This window comes from Vibrio sp. Isolate30, assembly GCF_022397975.1.
In the GTDB taxonomy this organism is placed as follows: Bacteria; Pseudomonadota; Gammaproteobacteria; order Enterobacterales; family Vibrionaceae; genus Vibrio; species Vibrio fortis.
Genome location: NZ_JAKEUS010000009.1, coordinates 150,294 through 168,992, shown reverse-complemented (window position 1 = coordinate 168,992; position 18,699 = coordinate 150,294). Strand labels below are relative to the sequence as shown.

15 protein-coding genes are annotated in these 18,699 nt (G+C 45.6%); 9 read left to right on the top strand and 6 right to left on the bottom strand.

What is annotated here, in order from left to right; genetic code table 11:
* Positions 1-122: 122 nt before the first annotated feature.
* The 7 genes from L1D60_RS18710 to csdA all read left to right on the top strand — a co-directional run bounded on the left by L1D60_RS18710 (position 123) and on the right by csdA (position 7,423).
* A complete protein-coding gene (locus L1D60_RS18710; RefSeq protein WP_239842425.1) occupies positions 123-1,274 on the top strand; it encodes a methyltransferase in 1,152 nt (383 codons plus the stop codon).
* A 64-nt stretch (positions 1,275-1,338) separates the two neighbouring features.
* Positions 1,339-1,908: a YajG family lipoprotein gene (locus tag L1D60_RS18705; RefSeq protein ID WP_032551417.1), complete on the top strand. Its 570-nt coding sequence runs from the start codon at positions 1,339-1,341 to the stop codon at positions 1,906-1,908.
* Positions 1,908-2,456 carry a peptidylprolyl isomerase gene (locus tag L1D60_RS18700; RefSeq protein WP_150871279.1) on the top strand — a complete coding sequence of 183 codons (549 nt, stop codon included), beginning with the start codon at positions 1,908-1,910 and terminating at the stop codon, positions 2,454-2,456. Before L1D60_RS18705 ends, L1D60_RS18700 begins: the two co-directional genes overlap by 1 nt.
* A gap of 54 nt (positions 2,457-2,510) precedes the next feature.
* Complete coding sequence (locus L1D60_RS18695) at positions 2,511-3,866, top strand: MFS transporter (RefSeq protein WP_239842424.1); 1,356 nt, start codon at positions 2,511-2,513, stop codon at positions 3,864-3,866.
* Between the two features lie 449 nt (positions 3,867-4,315).
* Positions 4,316-5,122: an outer membrane protein OmpK gene (locus L1D60_RS18690; RefSeq protein WP_239842423.1), complete on the top strand. Its 807-nt coding sequence runs from the start codon at positions 4,316-4,318 to the stop codon at positions 5,120-5,122.
* A gap of 110 nt (positions 5,123-5,232) precedes the next feature.
* Positions 5,233-6,120, top strand: coding sequence for a 2-dehydropantoate 2-reductase (gene panE / locus L1D60_RS18685; protein ID WP_239842422.1), 888 nt, complete (start codon positions 5,233-5,235; stop codon positions 6,118-6,120).
* A gap of 103 nt (positions 6,121-6,223) precedes the next feature.
* Positions 6,224-7,423, top strand: a complete 1,200-nt coding sequence (gene csdA / locus L1D60_RS18680) for a cysteine desulfurase CsdA (protein WP_239842421.1) — start codon at positions 6,224-6,226, stop codon at positions 7,421-7,423.
* 162 nt (positions 7,424-7,585) lie between these two features.
* Here the strand turns inward: csdA and csdE are convergent, their stop codons facing one another.
* From csdE to L1D60_RS18660, 4 genes are all read right to left on the bottom strand, one after another.
* Positions 7,586-8,014 (bottom strand): cysteine desulfurase sulfur acceptor subunit CsdE, encoded by a 429-nt coding sequence (gene csdE / locus L1D60_RS18675; RefSeq protein WP_239842420.1) that lies wholly within the window; start codon positions 8,012-8,014, stop codon positions 7,586-7,588.
* 9 nt (positions 8,015-8,023) lie between these two features.
* A complete protein-coding gene (gene tcdA, locus L1D60_RS18670; protein ID WP_032551412.1) occupies positions 8,024-8,833 on the bottom strand; it encodes a tRNA cyclic N6-threonylcarbamoyladenosine(37) synthase TcdA in 810 nt (269 codons plus the stop codon).
* 103 nt (positions 8,834-8,936) lie between these two features.
* Positions 8,937-10,049, bottom strand: a complete 1,113-nt coding sequence (gene mltA, locus L1D60_RS18665) for a murein transglycosylase A (RefSeq protein ID WP_239842419.1) — start codon at positions 10,047-10,049, stop codon at positions 8,937-8,939.
* An 81-nt stretch (positions 10,050-10,130) separates the two neighbouring features.
* Positions 10,131-10,601, bottom strand: a complete 471-nt coding sequence (locus L1D60_RS18660) for a DUF2850 domain-containing protein (RefSeq protein ID WP_239842418.1) — start codon at positions 10,599-10,601, stop codon at positions 10,131-10,133.
* Between the two features lie 163 nt (positions 10,602-10,764).
* Here L1D60_RS18660 and argA point away from each other — a divergent pair, with 163 nt between their 5' ends.
* The gene (gene argA / locus L1D60_RS18655; protein ID WP_239842417.1) at positions 10,765-12,102 is read left to right on the top strand and encodes an amino-acid N-acetyltransferase; all 1,338 of its coding nucleotides are present in this window, start codon (positions 10,765-10,767) and stop codon (positions 12,100-12,102) included.
* A 297-nt stretch (positions 12,103-12,399) separates the two neighbouring features.
* Positions 12,400-12,591 carry a hypothetical protein gene (locus L1D60_RS18650; protein ID WP_239842416.1) on the top strand — a complete coding sequence of 64 codons (192 nt, stop codon included), beginning with the start codon at positions 12,400-12,402 and terminating at the stop codon, positions 12,589-12,591.
* A gap of 59 nt (positions 12,592-12,650) precedes the next feature.
* Here the strand turns inward: L1D60_RS18650 and recD are convergent, their stop codons facing one another.
* Complete coding sequence (gene recD / locus L1D60_RS18645) at positions 12,651-14,843, bottom strand: exodeoxyribonuclease V subunit alpha (RefSeq protein ID WP_345772877.1); 2,193 nt, start codon at positions 14,841-14,843, stop codon at positions 12,651-12,653.
* The gene (recB, locus tag L1D60_RS18640) at positions 14,843-18,517 is read right to left on the bottom strand and encodes an exodeoxyribonuclease V subunit beta (RefSeq protein WP_239842415.1); all 3,675 of its coding nucleotides are present in this window, start codon (positions 18,515-18,517) and stop codon (positions 14,843-14,845) included. The genes recD and recB overlap by 1 nt, the downstream gene beginning before the upstream one ends.
* Positions 18,518-18,699: the final 182 nt, after the last annotated feature.

Genomic DNA, 18,699 nt, shown 5'->3' with positions numbered 1-18,699 from the left:
AAAGCGGGTGACTGTCTGACTCTTTAATACATGACACGCATAGGAATGTAGAGTTTTTTCTATCTTGTTTAGTCTGCTTTTGAGAGAATGTCGCGGTTATTTCTCACATAAGTATCTAAGTAATGAAAACCGAACTTACCCTACACGACAGAACCCTGATTCTACATCGTTTCCCTAAACGCTCTAGTGAAACCCTACAGGCGTGGGATGCTGGTGATGAATACCTTATTAATCACGTCGAAGAGATGAACCTTGAACCGGGAAAACACATCCTGATTCTTAACGATCATTTCGGCGCACTGTCTGCTTGGTTTTCACAAGATCACGACGTGACCATGATGAGTGACTCTTACATCTCTCATCGCGGCGCGCTAAAAAATCTACAACGTAACCAATGTAATCGCGTTCAATTTCTCAATACCATGGACGACATCCCGGTTGGCGTTGACCTGGTATTAATGCAGCTGCCAAAAACCAATCGTCATTTAGTGTGGCAGTTGAGTCAATTGCGTCAGGCTCTTCCTGAAGGATGCCAAGTGATTGGTGTCAATAAAGTCAAAGAGATTCATACCTCTACTCTCAATCTGTTCGAAAAATACCTTGGTGAAACCAAAACCTCATTAGCGAAGAAAAAACACCGCTTAGTCTTCTCATCACCAAACTGCCAGCCTGTTCATAAGGTTGAACCGTTCGTTGAGTGGGATGTAGACGGCGAAGATATCCGCCTGAAAAATTTACCGAATGTTTACTCAGGAGAAGCACTCGATCAGGGCGCTCGCTATATGCTTGAGCACATCCCGCAAGATCCAGAGCTTCGCCATATTATCGACCTAGGTTGTGGTAACGGCGTGCTAAGTGTTAAAGCGGCACAACTGAACCCACAGGCTCGTATTACCTGCGTTGATGAAAGCTTTATGGCCGTAGAATCCGCTAGACAGAACATCCAAGAAAACATCGGAGACGAAGGTAACTTCCAATTCATCGCCAATAACTGCTTAGATGGATTCAAGAAGAACAGCACCTACTTGGTTCTGTGTAATCCTCCCTTCCATCAACAGCAAGCGATCACCGACCATATCGCATGGCAGATGTTTTGTGATGCAAAGCATGTTCTTAGCAACGGGGGCAAATTAATTGTTATTGGCAACCGACACCTCGGATACGATGTAAAGTTAGCGAGATTATTTGGCAAGGCGAACGTCGAAACGCTTGAATTGAACCAAAAATTTGAGATATTACAAGCAACAAGAGAACCCGCTAACTTTAATAAGTAGCTGTGGTATTGCGCGTACGGGAAAAGTGCCGTGCGTCTCGTGTGGAATTAGAAAGGATATAGGAATGAAAAAACTGATTTTAGCAGCTTCTATTATGGCTTTGACGGCGTGTTCTGCGCCTCAACAAGAGCAGATCAACCTTGCTCCTGAAGCTTCTCTCAGTAATAGCAACCTAGTACAAGGCAAAACCTACACTCTGAGCAGTAAAGATGTACGCGCGGCACAGTATGTCGCCCTCGTGGATAGCGGCCGTTCCAACATTCAACCTATTCACGCTAAACAGAACATGCGTATTTCTTTAGAGAACGTATTAGCTCAACAACTAGAGTCACAGGGCTTCCGAGCAAGCGTAAATAGTGAAAACTCGGTTGTCCTTGAAATCCAAGAAGCCTTGGTTACTGTAAAGCACACCATCATGGAAAACCAAATGGATGGTAAAGTGACACTTGAGGTAACAGCTGAAACACCAGAAGGCAAGCTGGTTAAAACCTTTAATGGTACCGCAGTTCGCACTGGCGCATTGAGCGCTTCAAATGAAGATATTGCACTGGTTCTGAACGATGTTATCAATCTAGTTCTAACTGAAATCGCAAACGACCAAGAACTGCAAACTTACATGAAGGAGCGTTTCTAATGGGTCGTATTCTAACGTCTATTACCTTAGCGATGCTAAGTGCGAGCGTTTGGGCTGGCCCAAAAGTGGCAGTTGAAACTACACTCGGCAACTTCACCATCGAACTCAATGAAGAGCAAGCGCCAATCAGCTCGGAAAACTTCTTAAAATACGTTGAAGATGGTAGCTATGTTGGCAGTCAATTCCACCGAGTGATTCCGGGCTTCATGGCTCAAGGCGGTGGTTTTGATGAAGAGATGAATCGTCTACCGACTTATGCGCCAATCAAGAATGAAGGCAGCAATGGTCTGCAAAACAAAACAGCAACGATTGCGATGGCACGCACTAATGCACCACACTCGGCAACTCGTCAGTTCTTCATTAACTATTCTGACAACACTTTCCTAAACGCTGGCGCTGGTAACCCAGGCTACGCAGTATTCGGTGAAGTAACAGAAGGCTTCGATGTCGTTCAGAAAATGGCGACTATTCCAACTAAGCGAGTAGGCCGCATGTCTGATATCCCAGTTGACCCAATTGTGATTACAGCCGTCAAAGTCATCAAATAACCTCTTCTCACGCCCTTAGTTCATTAAGGGCGTTTTTCTATACAAGGACGCCCTATGTCATCAGGCTCTTCCTCTCTTTCATGGATGCAAACCTTCCGTAGCTATTTAGATAAGCGTCTACTTTGGGTGTTTATGTTGGGCTGTTCCAGTGGTTTTCCGTGGGTGTTGATAGGCTCAAACATGTCAGGCTGGCTCAAAGATGCCGGATTGACTCGTGCTGCGATTGGTTACTTCGGTAGTGTATTTGCTGTCTACGCGATCAATTTCTTGTGGGCACCATTAGTCGACCGCGTCAAATTGCCTGTTCTTCATGCAATACTAGGCCAACGCCGTAGCTGGATTTTCTTCTGTCAAACCATTGTATTGATCGGCACCTTATTCATCGCTGGTGTGAACCCCGCTGACAATTTGGCTTTTACCTCAATGTTAGCGCTGGCTATTGCGATTGCATCGGCAACTCAAGATATCGCCATCGATGCGTTTCGTATTGATACCTTCCCAAAATCCGAAGCATCGAAACTCCCACAAGCCTCTGCAATGGCCGTAGTCGGTTGGTGGACAGGGTATTCCTTACCAGGGTATCTCGCATTCATCAACGCTGACGCCATCGGTTGGAATGGTGTCTATTATGGTATGGCCGGTGTCGTCGTCGTCTTAATGCTATTCACTCTACTGGTCGGCGAACCGAAAACAGAACGAGAACGACTACAGCAACAAGCTCAACAGCGCCATACTAAAGTAGTCGACTCTAAACTCGTGGCGTGGTTTACCGTAACCGTGATTGAACCCTTTTATGATTTCTTCAAGCGCAATGGCGTACAAGTGGCCATCACTCTACTGTTATTTGTGTTCCTGTTTAAGATTGGTGAAGCCTTCTTGGGGCGTATGTCGATCACCTTCTATAAAGAGATTGGCTTTAGTAATGAACAGATCGGTCATTACTCTAAATTGATTGGTTGGGGCGCTACAATTTTCTTCACTTTGCTAGGCAGTATCTTCAATGTGAAGTTTGGCATTGTGCGAGGGCTAATGATCGGCGGTATTGCAATGGCGGGCAGTAACCTAATGTTCGCATGGATTGCTAAAACAGGGCCGAGCGAAACTCTATTCCTCGCAACGATTATTGTCGACAACTTCACAACGGCTTTCTCGACGGTTGCGTTTGTTTCGTTTTTAACCTTGCTAACTGGACAAGCCTTCTCGGCAACACAATACGCTCTTTTAGCATCACTCGGGAACTTCGGACGCACAACGTTAGCCTCCTTTAGTGGGGAGCTGGTCGATTACCTTAACGATTGGTCGCTGTTCTTTATTATCACCGCACTAATGGTGATACCAAGTTTATTGATGCTCTACTCTCTAAGACACTTCTTCGCTCGCTTACTTGAAGAAGCACGTCATCAAAAATAGTAGTAAGTAAAACTCACAATCATAAAAGAGAGTCAATTGGCTCTCTTTTTTTGTTTTCACTCAACCAATTTGTATTACTTATACCCATGTGTGAGCCGATTTACAATCAAATATCTAGTGTCAATTCATTTTATACCATTTATGTTGATAACAAGATTTAGATCACCCAAAACTGCAAAAACGTTTGCTTCGTACATCAATTATTCAATTCATCTATAAAATGTGCAGCAATCGCTAAATCAATAAAAACCAGACAGCATCGAGTTGCACTACACTCTTAAAGTTCCCTCATTTAGATCATTTGTGTGACCAAAGTCACCATTTTATTTCTAGTTTGCATCCATTCTCACTTTTAATTGAGAGCAAAATCGCTATCATGCTCGGCATTCGGACATCACTAACACGCATGGATTAGCGAGTTACTTATTTTTAACAGAGAGAGTTCCATTATGCGTAAATCACTTTTAACTCTTGGTCTTTTAGCAGCTACGGCAGCTCCAGCAATGGCAGCAGACTACTCAGACGGCGACATCCACAAAAACGACTACAAGTGGCTTCAGTTCAACCTGATGGGTGCGTTCAACGAGAAACCAGGAAACTCAAACCACGATTACCTTGAAATGGAATTCGGCGGCCGCTCTGGTATCTTCGATCTTTACGGCTACGTTGATGTATTCAACCTAACGTCTGATCCAGGTAGCGACAAAGCTGATGCTGAAGCTAAGATGTTCATGAAGTTTGCACCTCGTATGTCTATTGATGGCCTAACAGGTAAAGACCTATCTTTCGGTCCAGTTCAAGAGCTATACGTAGCTTCTGAAATTACTTGGGACGGTGTGAACACAACTGATACAACTTTTGGTGTAAACCAACAAAAAATTGGTCTAGGTTCTGACGTAATGGTTCCTTGGTTAGGTAAAATCGGTCTAAACCTTTACGGTAACTACGATTCAAACCAAAAAGACTGGAACGGCTTCCAAATCTCGACTAACTGGTTCAAACCTTTCTACTTCTTCGAGAACGGTTCATTCATCTCTTACCAAGGTTACATCGATTGGCAATTTGGTATGAAAGATGAATACAGCGCAGAAAGCAGCGGCGGTGCTATGTTCAACGGTATCTACTGGCACTCTGATCGTTACGCAGTTGGTTACGGCCTAAAAGCTTACGAAACTGTTTACGGTCTAGAAGATGGCGGTTTTGCTGGTCGCACTTCAGGTGTAGGTCACTACGTAGCTGTTACTTACAAGTTCTAATCAGAGCTGTAAGAAAACTTCCTAAATGGCACCCTCGGGTGCCATTTTTTATTGCTTTCATATTCTGCAGCGCTATCCTGAGCACCTATTTGATAAAGCTAGGTCGTATTGTGAATATTACTGTTGTCGGCCCTGGAGCCGTTGGATCGCTGTGGGCAATTAAACTTCATCAAGCCGGACATAATGTCTCGGTATGGAGCCGTTCCACTCAGGCCAACTATCCGATATCACTCGACGATCAAAGCGAAGTTCGATTTCACAACAACGATCAAACCAAGCTCGCAGCTAGCGACCTTATCTTAATTACAGTAAAAGCTTGGCAGGTGAAATCCGCGATACTGCCGATCATTTCTCATATACACAAAGACGCCATTCTTCTCTTCATGCATAACGGCATGGGTGCTGTAGACAATATCGCCTTTTCGATTGAACACTTTCCCGTTGTTATCGCGACTACGACTCAAGCTGCTTATAAAAGTGCACCAAATCAGGTTCATCACACTGGAAAAGGCAATACCCAGCTTGGTGGCTACAACAGTAAAGGTAATCAATGTGATTTCTTAACTGACGTGCTCAATCACGCCCTTCCCGATGTTGTTTGGAACAACAATATCAACCAAGCATTATGGAATAAGCTTGCGATAAATTGTGCGATAAACCCGTTAACGGGTCTTGAGCAGGTTAAAAATGGTCAACTTGCTGATGTAAAATATCAGTCTTTGGTTAGTGAAATCGTTGCTGAAGTGGTTGAAGTTATGACGGCAGAGAAACTACCAACGTCTACCGAATCACTGAATTTAGTCGTTCAACAAGTTATCCAGGCTACTGCGGCTAACAACTCGTCGATGAAGCAAGATATGTTTTATCAGCGCAAAACTGAAATCGACTTTATTACAGGTCACTTGCTCAACACCGCTCGCAAGCATGGTATCGCAGCACCGGCCAATCAATCGCTATTCGACCGAGTAAAACAACAAGAAGATGCGTGGAATAAATAGATAGCGATAATTTGTCCCCACGACCAAGCAACTCACGATACAATAAAATAAGGCGCTATTCTTAAAGCGCCCTATCCAAACTTCAACTCTTAGGTAATCTTAGATGCTAGACATCCAGCACATCCGCAATCAATTTCCTGCGCTCACCCAACAAGTCAATCAACAACCTCTGATTTACTTAGATAGCGCAGCGACCACACAGAAACCACAAACGGTTATCGATGCGATCAGTGACTATTACTCTAAGCAAAATGCGAATGTTCATCGTGGAAGTCACAGCCTTACAGCCAAAGCAACCAGCCAGTTTGAAAACGCGCGAGATAATGTTGCGAAATTCATTGGGGCTACCTCAAGCAAAGAGATCATCTGGACACGCGGCGCAACTGAAGCCCTAAACTTGATCGCCCAAACCTACGCTCGAAGCTCTTTAAGATCAGGTGATGAGATTCTAGTCAGCGAACTTGAGCACCACGCTAATATTGTTCCGTGGCAGATCGTCGCAGAGCAAACCGGAGCGAAAGTAGTCAAAGTGCCAATGACCAAAGATTGCCAATTTGATGTTGCTGCTTTTGACTCTCTGCTAAATGACAAAACAAAAATTGTCGCGTTAGCCCAAGTCACCAATGTCACCGGTACACGTCAGCCAATTGAGGATGTTATAGCAAAAGCTCACTCCGTTGGCGCAATCGTCGTTGTTGATGGTGCGCAAGGCATTGTTCATGAGCCCGTGAATGTTTCCGAACTCAATGCCGATTTCTACGTATTCTCTGGGCACAAGCTCTATGCTCCTGCGGGTATTGGTGTGCTGTATGGCAAACTGGAATTACTTGAATCGATGCCACCTTGGCATGGTGGCGGAAAGATGGTCGAGCGCGTTTCGTTTGAAGGCACGACCTACTCAGCACTACCAGGCAAGTTTGAAGCGGGGACGCCGAATGTTGCAGGGGCGATTGCCTTAGACACCGCAATTCAGTGGATTGGTCAGTTTGAGCAACAGCAAGTTGAAGCACACATTCATCAACTGGTCGATATGACCTATCAAGCTCTATCTCAATTGGATGACATTGAAGTGATTGGCTATCAGCCTAACTCCAGTGTGGTCACGTTTGTTATGGATGGCGTGCATCATCAAGACATCGCGACTCTACTCGATCAACAAGGCATTGCAGTTCGAGCTGGTCACCACTGTGCTCACCCATTAATGGATGCGTTAGGAATTAAAGGCACGGTGCGAATTTCGTTTGGAATTTATAACACTATCGAAGATGTTGAAAGGCTAGTCGCTGCGATAGTAAGCGAGTAAGCGAGTAAGCGAGTAAGCGAGTAAGCGAGTAAGCGAGTAAGCGAGTAAGCGAGTAAGCGAGTAAGCGAGTAAGCGAGTAAGCGAGTAAGCGAGTAAGCGAGTAAGCGAGTAAAATATAGAAAGGGTTGGCTTAGAAGGCCAACCCTTTTCGTTTCTATTCTACTAATTAGTCAGCTGCTTTATCTGTTCAACAATCGCTTTTAGACCATTGCCACGAGAAGGGCTAAGGTGGTCAACCAAACCGATTTTTGCGAAGTAATCATCAATATCGAAAGCTTGGATCTGCTGTGATGTTTTACCATCAAAGGCAGCCATCACAAGAGCAATCAACCCGCGAACAATTCGTGCATCAGAATCAGCGCAGAAATGCCAAACATCCCCGTCTTGCTGAGCAACCAACCACACTTGGCTTTCGCAACCCGCCACTGTCACTTGTTCACTTTTCAACTCTTCAGGCATCTGAGGAAGCTTTTTCCCCCATTGAATTACTTGGCGATAGCGATCTTCCCAGCCGCGAAACGTGGCCATTTTCTCGACAATATCATCACTGGTAATCGCAACACCAAAAGGAGAATCTGGAAATGAATGCATCAGTTGCTCCTACTTCTTGTACTTCTGAATCAGCTTTTCAACAATGCGCGATACCGCTACAAAACCAAAGGTCGCCGTAACCACTGTTGCGGCACCAAAGCCCGTTGCGCAGTCCATACGTTTAGGACCTTCCGCTGTTGCTTTTGCTGCACAAACACTGCCATCAGCTTGCGGGTACTTCAGTTGCTCCGTTGAGAATACACACTCAATACCAAACTTACGTGCAGGGTTCTTCGGGAAGTTATGGTGACGACGCAATGTGTCTTTCAATTTCTTAGCTAATGGATCTTGAATCGTCTTGGTTAAATCAGCAACTTGAATCTGGGTTGGGTCAACTTGGCCACCAGCCCCACCCGTTGTAATCACCTTGATTTTATTGCTTCGACAATACGCTAACAGAGACGCTTTTGCTTTCATGCTATCGATCGCATCCAGCACATAGTCGAATTCTTTAGTGATGTATTCTGCTTGATTGTCAGGGCCGATAAAGTCATCAATCAGATTCACTTTACACTCAGGGTTAATCAACTTAACGCGCTCAGCCATAACCTCAATTTTGCTTTGACCAACCGTACCTGTCATCGCATGGATCTGACGGTTAATGTTGGTCACGCACACATCATCCATATCGATCAGAGTCAACTCACCAACGCCAGTACGAGCTAATGCTTCAACAGCCCATGAACCCACACCACCAATACCAACCACACACACGTGTGCCGCTCTTAAGATTTCAACTTCGCTATTGCCATATAGGCGACGAGTTCCGCCAAATCGTTGGTCATAATTTTCAGAAGCTGGTGTGGTCAATTCACGCATTGTTGCCGCCAATTTATTACATTAGAAAAAGAAAGAGTGCGTTTTATACGCACTCTTGAATAAAAAGTCTAGGGGATTAGCCGCCGTAGTTCAACGAGCGCTATTACTCTGCCTTTTCAGGAGGCAATGCCCATGGTGCTTCAGTTGCACTGCCGTCTAAGCCAAGCTTCCAAACTCGACCAAAGTGCTTGTAGTGCCCAGCTTCTGTACCCGCTCTAGCGCCCATACCATGGTAAAGGTCAAGGTGGTTCTGCTTCACTGCACCACCAGTATCAAGTACCAGTAATAATCGTAATTGATGTGCCCCACTCCAGGTGCCATCTGCATTTAGAAGCGGAACTTCTGCCAAAATAGGTGTGCCCATCGGCAAGATCGAACGGTCACCAGCAACGGCTGCCATTGGTAACAATGGAATACCCGCACTCCCCATTACCGACAAGTCTTCATTCGCTTGAAAGAAAACAAAAGAAGGGTTCTGTTCTAGAAGCTCTTTCACCACTTCTGGATCATTTGCCAGCACCCACTCTTTAATGGCTTTAAGGGACATCTTTTCACGAGGTACCAGCCCACGCTCAATCAATACACGGCCAATGCTCACATACGCCTTGTTGTTTTTTCCAGCATAAGCAAAGTACTCGAGAGTGTCATCGTCGCCAAAATGCACAAAGCCACTGCCCTGAACTTCCATCATAAATGGATCGATACGATTCGCGGCATAGCCAAGTTCAAGCCCCAGTCCGTCTAATGCGCCATCGTATATTTCCGCACGAGTTGGACACTCTTGACCACAGTTAGGTAACGCATAAACAGGGTAACGGTACTCTTCGTTCGGCTCATGGCGCAGTTCCATGACAGGGGAGAAATAGCCAGTGAATAGAACATTACCTTGCTTGTCTCCACCACCTAGCTGTGCAGCTTGAACACCATAATTTGCGAGATCTTGTGGATTACCACTCTGTAACGCCCACTCATTCAATTGCTGGTACAAAGGTTGGTAGATTTTTGCCATAGAGGGAGACTTAGAAACCACCATCTCAGCTTGTTCAGAAAAAGCCGTGTAGTCTCTAGGCGTGTTGGTTTCAATTTGCTCAACCTTATTTAAGGTGCGAGGAAATTCCTCATCAAGATATTGTTGAGCGCGGTCTGTCGGTTGTGCACAGCCGAATAATACAGAGGCCGAAACCAGAGGGAGCCATTTTTTAATCACAAGAATCATCCTAAAATTTCTATGCAACGAGGATGACAAAAACAGCTGAATAACACAATCTAAGTTTGTAAGAGTTTACAGTAAGATAACCTAACGAACTGAATGGTCGTTATAGCCCTTTAAACGAAAGACGGGATTGTAATAGGCATCCGAGTCGAGTCTCATCTCGGTATTATCGGAATTAACCATCTTAAAACGATGAGTCTTCCCTGCAGAACGATATTCAAAGTAGTTACCATCAAAGGCAAAATCCGTCGCAATGATAGAGCCAGCAACAGAGACGCCTCGCTCATTCAATACGAACTCATCGGTTGCGTAATGCGCGACATTTTGTTCTACCCAAGTGCCGTAAATCATACTCTTAGGCGTTGATGCCGCCTGCATACGAGCGAAAACATCTTGATACAAGATCACTACAGCGATCGAGCCTACCAGTGCCAATAGCATTAAACTGCGCTCGACAAACTTTCGTTTGAAGTTGGCATTCTTTTGCTTATCCGCCTCGCTATACAAGCTCTTCGTGATGTCGTCGATTTTGTTCTTACTTACTGGGGCTTGCATAACTATTACTACTCAATTTGAAGCAACTGACATTTTACACCCAACAAGATTACGGAATAAAGTATTCTTTAAAATAGTTTGCTGTTTATTCCAAAAATACTCTTGTTTAAATTTGAATAAAAATGTTAGATTTAAGAATAAATAACCAGAACGGATTCTCTCTGTGAAATTAAGAAGTACCGCCTTAGTTAAAGGATTCAGACAATCGACCCCCTACGTTAATGCTCACCGTGGAAAAACCATGGTTATCATGCTGGGAGGCGAAGCAGTAGCCGATCGAAACTTCGGTAATATTATCAATGATATTGCCCTACTTCACAGCCTAGGTGTAAAGATCGTTCTGGTTCATGGTGCTCGTCCTCAAATTAACGAACTACTGTCAAAACAAGATTGCTACACTCCTTATCACAAGAATGTCCGCGTTACTGATGAGTATGCATTGGGCGTTGCCATGCAAGCTGCGGGACAATTGCAGCTTGCAATCACAGCTCGACTGTCAATGAGTTTAAACAACACCCCGATGGCCGGAACTCAACTGAATGTCATGAGTGGTAACTTCGTCACCGCGCAACCACTTGGGGTCGATGATGGCACCGATTATTGCCACAGCGGAAGAATCCGTCGTATTGATATTGAAGGAATCAACCGCACCCTCGACCAAGGCTCTATTGTTCTGCTCGGTCCGATTGCCAGCTCAGTAACGGGTGAAAGCTTCAACCTACTTTCCGAAGAGGTGGCAACTCAAGTCGCGATTCGCCTCAAAGCAGATAAGTTAATTGGGTTTTGCTCTGAGCAAGGGGTTATCGATAGCGATGGCAATGTACTCGCAGAACTTTTCCCAAAAGACGCTAAACAGATACTCGATCGCCTAATGGAGTCACAAGATCCTGCTCAAGACATGAGCAGCGGTACTCAACGATTTTTAAAGGGTGCCATTGCCGCTTGTCGTGCTGGTGTAGCACGTTGTCACTTAGTGAGTTACAAACTTGACGGTGCTCTTATCCAAGAACTCTTCTCGTTCGATGGTATCGGTACACAAGTCGTTATGGCGAGTGCTGAACAAGTCAGACAAGCACAAATCGATGATATCGGTGGTATCTTCGACCTCATTCGTCCTCTTGAAGAGCAAGGCATTTTGGTTCGTCGTTCTCGTGAGCAGCTCGAACAAGAGATTCACCGTTTCACCATCATCGAGAAAGATGGGTTGATCATCGGTTGTGCCGCACTTTACAGCTACCCAGAAGATCATATGGCCGAGATGGCGTGCGTTGCTATTCACCCAGACTACCGAGATGGCAACCGTGGGCAACTGCTGCTCAACTACATGAGACATCAATCTAAATCTCAGGATATTGATCAGATTTTTGTACTGACGACTCACAGTCTGCACTGGTTTAGAGAACAAGGTTTTTACGAGATTGGTGTCGATGAATTGCCAATGGAGAAACAGGGGCTCTACAACTACCAGCGCAAGTCAAAGATATTGGCGTTGAATGTCTAACATTAATGTTTTTGCTCAGACTTTAAGCACCAAAAATTTAAATTTTGTGCCGATTCTCACTTTAGGTAGAAATTGATTGCAAATGTAATCGATTACTATATGAGATTTATCAAGTATGCACTTTTATTCACAGTGATAATTGTATAGAATTTGGTCGATTTACATTCTCAGTAAACATTGATTGGAATCGTCTATGCCTTGGCATGGGGACTTGCACGGATTGCTATAACTTTAACATCGCAGGCTTACACTTTGGCTATGCCCGTTAATAACAAAAAGCAAAAAGAGCATATTGATATGAGAACCGTTATTTGTAATTCGCTACAAAGTTTTTGGGATATGGCTGACAACCAATTTCTTGAAGGGTTAGATGTCCACTGTGTTTTCCCAGTGACTGACAACTTGAAGGAGTTTATCTTGAACTGCCAAGCAAAATACAAGATAAACCATATCTCTTTTACAAGAGCCTTTCTGAGTAAAGACTGCTAGGTCTAGGCTCAAAGAAGCAACCACGGATGGCTGCTTCCCATCATAATTTTCCGACTCCTTTAGACATCACCACGCCCCAAACGTACCGCCAACCCACTCACTCGTTGAGTTTTCACCTTAATACTTCGCTTAAATACCGAACTATCGCTGAACATCATCAAGCGAGATTTAGCACGCGTAACTCCAGTATAGATAAGCTCACGTGTTAAGATTGGGCTGAACTCCGGTGGCAGTATCATCAAGGTTAAATCAAATTCACTACCTTGAGATTTATGGATCGTCATCGCATAGGCCGTCTCATGCTCAGGCACTCGGCTAGGCAGCACGGCTTTTACGCTTCCATCAGGCAACTCAAAGTAAACCTTAAGCCTTGGTGAAGCCCCCTCTTCAGAAACCGTAGAGTCCAGCATACACAAGCCAATATCACCATTATATAAACCAAGACCATGATCGTTTCGTGTCACCATTACAGGGCGGCCGTGATACCAAAGCTCTTCATTATGCGGCTGTATTAAACGTCTTGCAGCTAATGCTCGTTCAATGCGCTGATTTAACCCTGCGACACCAAAATCCCCATCACGCACAGCACAAAGCAGTCGACATTGGCTGAAGAGATCGAGAGCTTGTTTCGCGCGATCCTCTTGTTTCTCATCCTCAGTCAATGGTTGGTGGATACAGTTTAAATACGCACCATATTCATTCACTAGAGTGCGAACCATCAGGTTATAACTATCACTAGAGAGTGAGTGATGCTCAATATCGGCAAAGCCCTTATTTAATACCAGATCAACTTGAGAAGCCGAGCCGGCATTGATCGCCTTCGCTAGTTGTCCAATGCCAGAGCGAGCATCAAAACGGTAACTCTTTTGCAGCATACATAGACTATCAGCGACAGCTGGAGCCAAATTCATATGGTTTTGGCTTGCTCTGTTGCGAGACAAGGCTTCAAAACCAGTCAGTTCAGCAATCAAATTACCTTGAGGCGTACTGTAGCCGTAAGCATTAAAGGCGCAAATATCGCCCAACACGGCACCGGCTTCTACTGAGGCTAATTGATCTTTATCTCCGAGCAGAATCAATCGCGCATGTGGAGGTAATGCATCCACCAGCTTATACATCATCGAGAGGTCGACCATGGAGGCTTCATCGACTACTAGAATATCCAAATGCAGCGGGTTTCGACGGTGGTGCCTAAACTCAGCTCGGTTTGGAATGGCCCCAAGTAAGCGGTGCAAGGTACTCGATTCCGTTGGAATGTTCTCTTTGACGATGGGCTCAACTGGCAGTTGATCTATCGCCTTACCGATAGACTCGGTCAAACGCGCCGCCGCTTTACCTGTTGGAGCAACCAACTTAATGGTCGGGGTTTTACCCAAGTTCAATGACTGCTCTACCATTGCAGATAACAGCTTTGCGACGGTGGTGGTTTTTCCGGTACCAGGGCCACCAGAAATGACAGCAAATCGACGACTAAGCGCTACCGCCGCAGCGACTTTTTGCCAATTTAGGCATACGGACAAAGGTACCAGTTCATCGAGTACATTTAGGTCAGTGACCTGACGAGCAGTGGCTACAACTCTATCAATCTCACTCCAGTTCAACTCAGCTTCAAACACAACATCTAAATGATCACAAACCAGTTGTTGGCGCAGCACTTGTGAGCTTTGGCCATTCGATTCCACTTTAGCCAGTGCGTTAAAAAGAAAGTGATAACCGCGAGCAAATAACTGATTAAGCGTTTGTGTCAGTGCACGCTTCTGTTCGAGGTCAAATTCAACCGGATGACTCAAGCGATTGAGAGCCTCTGCCAGCACCACTTCATAGTTCCAATAACGCTGTAGATAAACACGTTGCCCGTCAAACATGAGTGGCTTAACACACGCCGCACTGGTGCCGACCAAGCTTGAGCTGTTCAAAATAGCGGGCCAATCCACCCTCAACAGGCGTTGATTGAGCTGTAGTGCCGCGTCTCCGTAAAGGCCAAGCAACTGCGCTAAGTCAGCGGGTGTACTTGACTGATAGTGATCACTTACTGTCAGCTGCATACAGATATGCCCTTTACCTAACTCATGACTAACCACGCCGGCGAGAAAGCCAAGCTGTTGAGCGATATCGGCCTCTTGTGAGTAACCACTAGCTTGCTGTGCAATAAAGCGAGCAAATTGATAATCAAGCTGGCGAATCGTGCCTTTCTCTGCCAATAACCTCAGCACATCCATCAATGGCGCTTGTTGTAAATCAATGGGTGTCATTATATAAGCTCCATTTGTCCAGCTTGGTCATCATTTGACTGTGTTGTTTGGCGATCGACAACTTTACCGTCAATCAATTGATCCATTTCGTTAAGCATGGCTTCACTTGGCTTAGCGGAAAATATTCCCTGCTGAGATTGTCCATCCATACCGCGCAAAAACAGATAATAAACACCGCCAAAATGCTCTTGGTAGCTGTAATTAGCGATGCGACTGCGTAAGAAGCGATGCAGAGCCAAGGCGTAAATTTGATACTGTAAATCGTATCGGTGATCAGCCATAGCACCTTTAAGAGCCTCGCCATGGTAAACCGCCACATCATCGCCTAAGTGGTTCGATTTCCAGTCGAGCACGTAATATTTGCCTTCGTGTTCAAACACCAAATCGATAAAGCCCTTCAGCATGCCTTGCACTGTGTGAAAGCCAAGGTCTCCAGCTTTCGCTGAAAGAGGGTCATGATACTGAATGACACGGTTAAGCTCGGAAGAGGCGAGAACCTCAATAGGCAATAAGAACTCCATCTCAACCAGTCGCTGAGACGCATTTTTCTCGCTTAGCTTAAGCTTTTTGCCATCTAAAGCGGTGTTGAGCACAGTATCAACCAATTGCTGTAGAACGGGTAACCATTCTAGTTCGTACTGCTCCAGTTCCAGTAAGTGAGTGATCACTTGTGTATTGTGCTCGCTGGTCGCGGGCTCGGTAAACTCGACCTCTTCAAATAGGGTGTGCAAAAACGTACCTGGCCTAGCACCACGAGGAAAGGTAAAAATAGAACGCTCTGGCTCAATCAACTCGCCTTCGTCCTGCTCATCAGCAGAATCGATATCAAAGCCCGATACCTCCATGGTTGCGTCATGACTTGCACCATGACTGCCTTGCTTCACTATTCCTGAATAACTGGTAATGCGCCACGCACGGTCAATCGACGCACTTAACTCTTGAGCTTGTAGATCAGGCTGAGGCTCTGATTTAGCAACAAAAGGCTGCTCATGTTGTGTCGGCGTCTCGCTCAACGTAATGCTGTCATTGCTACTTTCTAAGCCCGACAGAGCTTGCTGTAATTCTGCAATGCTGCACTCTTTTCCGTTTTGAACCAGATAGCCCATCGCACTTAAATGCACGCCAGTCGGTTCTTTGGTTGAACGTCCTTTACGCAGTGGTGCCATACCAATAAAGCAGCCGTAAACAGCACGAGTGAGCGCTACATAGATCAAACGCAAATCTTCGGCTAAACGTTCTTTATCGGCTTGCGCTAACGCCCCGTCACTAGCGGTGATATCAAGAACAGTGGTGTCTGTAGCGTGGTCGTAATATTTACCTTCACTCGCTTCTCGGTAGCTTGCTACAAACGGTAGGAACACCAAATCGTATTCCAAGCCTTTGGATTTATGAATAGTAACGATTTGAACTAAGTTTCTTTCTGACTCAAGACGCTGAATATCATCTTCATTGCCACCCAAACCGTTCTGCGCATCGATGATCGCCTCTGCGAGCCAACGCAGCAGTCCGTAGTCGCTGTCTAACTCTTGTCTTGCTTGCTGCAGTAGTTCACCAATGTGCATTAAATCGGTCAGTGCGCGCTCGCCGTTCTCTTCTTCTAGTAATCGCTCTGCTAAGTGGCGCTTACTCATCACCGCACGTAACATCGGCAGCACACCGCGTTGTAGCCACAATTTTCGGTACTCGCGGAACTCATTAACTGCATTTTCCCAAACAACTTCGTCATTGTTCAGTTGATCGAGTGACGCAGCATCAAGGGCAAACAATTCAGACGCTAGGCAAGCGCGGAGAGCTCGGTCATTTTCTGGCGTTAATACCGCTTGCAGTAAACGCTGAAGATCTTGGGCAACTAAACTGACGAACACGCTATCTCGGTTAGAGAGGTAAACACTGGCAATGCCTTGCTCTGCGAGAGCTGTCTTCACCAAACGCCCTTCACTACCTGTTCTCACCAATACTGCAATATCCCCCGCTTGAATCGACTTGTGACCTTTGCCGTTGTCAAAATGCGCTTGCTGCTCCTGCGAAGCCGTCAATATGGTTTGAATTTGGCTCGCGGTCGCCTCTGCCATGGCAGCGTGATACTCCCCTTTAGACAATGGCTTGTCTTCTGCCTCTTGCAACCAAAAGGTGACGGCCGGTTGAACCTTGTCACTAAGAGTCCATTGGCGCAAATCGGCATTTGGACTTGAAGCAACAGGTAAAAACGGAATGTCATCGTCATAAATAAATGGACTATCAGAATGACTAAACACCTGATTCACCGCACTCACCATATCTGCGCTTGAACGCCAGTTGGTGCCTAACGTGTAGTGAGCACTTACTTGGTTACGCGCTTTGATGTAGGTAAAAATATCTGCACCACGGAAGCCGTAAATCGCCTGTTTCGGGTCACCGATCATAAACAAGCCACATTGTGGGCTATCCAGATAAATACGGCTAAAGATGCTGTATTGCAGTGGATCGGTATCTTGGAATTCATCGATCATCGCGACCGGATAAAGTGTACGAATTCGTTCCACCAGCAGTGACTGTTCATCAACATCAATCGAAGCTGAGAGTTGAGTCAGCAGGTCATCGAATGAGAGCCACTGTTTCTGCTCTTTGGCTGCCGCGAGCATGTTTCGGCAATGAGTAATCGCATGCGCTAACAGCGGTGCTTTCATATCCGCAGGCTGCGCTAAAAACGTATCGATCGCCTCAAAAACGTCATGACAAGGTACTGTTCCTTTCGGCGTCTTTTCATTAAGCACCGATTGCGCGAACTTCTCCAGTTTATCTGGGTACTGATAATCGTGAGTCTCGCTTTGCGCCCATGTCGTTACCGCTTCCAACCAAGTAGGTAATGATTTTTTGGTATAGCTGCGTTTATTGACATCTGAACCTGAGATAATTGGCAGAAAATCCTCTTGAGATGCCAGCCATTGTGCTTTTAGCGCTTTAATTTTATCTAGGTTGCTGTTGTGTAGAGATTGCAGATCACCAGACATCGCCTCCACCGTTAGCTTTAACGGCGCACCTGTCAGGTAACGGTTCACATCTGCCAATAGCGCAGAAGGTGAACCCCAAATATTACGCACTTCGCCAGCCAGTTGCAGCGGTAGTGGATAGAACTGTTTACGCCAGTAATCCGCAACAACTTGCGCTTTAAGATGACTTTCATCGGTTACGAACTCATTGTCAAAGCGGCTGCCCGACTCAAATGCATTCTGAGTCAACATACGCTGACAGAAGCCGTGAATGGTATACACCGCCGCTTCGTCCATTTGCCTCTCAGCATTGAGAAGAATTTTTGCAGCCCCGGCATGATCATCAATTTCGTCAAGTAGAGGGGCAATCACTGGATCGCTACTTTGACCACGTGAGAAAGCAATACGCGCATCGTGGATACGTGCACGAATACGATCTCTAAGTTCTGCTGTTGCCGCTTCGGTAAAGGTCACCACCAAAATCTGATCGACCGTTAGCGGCTGCTGGTGCCTACTCGGCTCTTCGCCATTTACGCCGGACTCAGATGTACCGTGACCAAGCAAAAGTCGCAGGTACAAACCCGCTATCGTGAAGGTTTTACCCGTACCCGCAGAAGCTTCTATCAATCGCGCTCCATGCAGAGGAAACGTCATGGTATTAAGCGCTTGTGGCGTGATAGCGAGATCACGATTTGTGGTAGTCATACCGAGCTGCCTTCTTCTTAATTATTCTGTTACAAATGTGACCTAGTATCAAAAACGTCATTCAAATCTGGTCTGGTACCAATATCTTATTAGGGAGTGCGATCTCTCTCACGGATCAATTTGGTACGCATCGTTACTATGCGCCCACGAGTTCAGGCTAGCGATTGTTTTTTCGCCGCCGA